The following is a 428-nucleotide window of genomic DNA, read 5'->3' on the forward strand; positions in this document are numbered from 1 at the left end:
ATACGTAATATCTCCGCACCATACCCGATCTGGCTCGGGCACAGCGAACTGGCGCTCAAGCAGATTCGGCAGGCAGGTATGCTCCTGACGGGCATTTTTGTACTGATGTTTTCCGGGCTGGCAACTGCTCAGGTTCAGATATTTCATCAGACGCCCCGCACGGTAACGGCTCATCGGGACGCCGTTTTGGGTCAGCATGTTAGCCAGAGTGCGCGCCCCTGCTGAGCCCCGACTCTGATTCCACGCCCGGCGTATTTCGCTGCACAGCCTGACTCGCGCCGGATTAACCGTATCGCGTCGTTTTCGCCAGTGTCGGTAACTGCTGCGGTGTATTTCCAGAGCAGAACACAGACTGACGACCGTGTGGCTGTCACTCAGTCTGGCAACTATCGTGAACCGTTCAGTGAGTCGGACATCAAGAGCGCGGT

The 428-nt window shown here is 57.2% G+C and carries 1 protein-coding gene; it reads right to left on the reverse strand.

Annotation, left to right across the window (positions count from 1 at the left end; genetic code table 11):
- Positions 1 to 428: IS3 family transposase (locus tag ACT3RR_RS23170; protein ID WP_496201176.1), on the reverse strand; the 428-nt coding region annotated here is incomplete at both ends.

This window comes from Ewingella sp. AOP8-B2-18, from assembly GCF_052376015.1.
In the GTDB taxonomy this organism is placed as follows: Bacteria; Pseudomonadota; Gammaproteobacteria; order Enterobacterales; family Enterobacteriaceae; genus Ewingella; species Ewingella allii.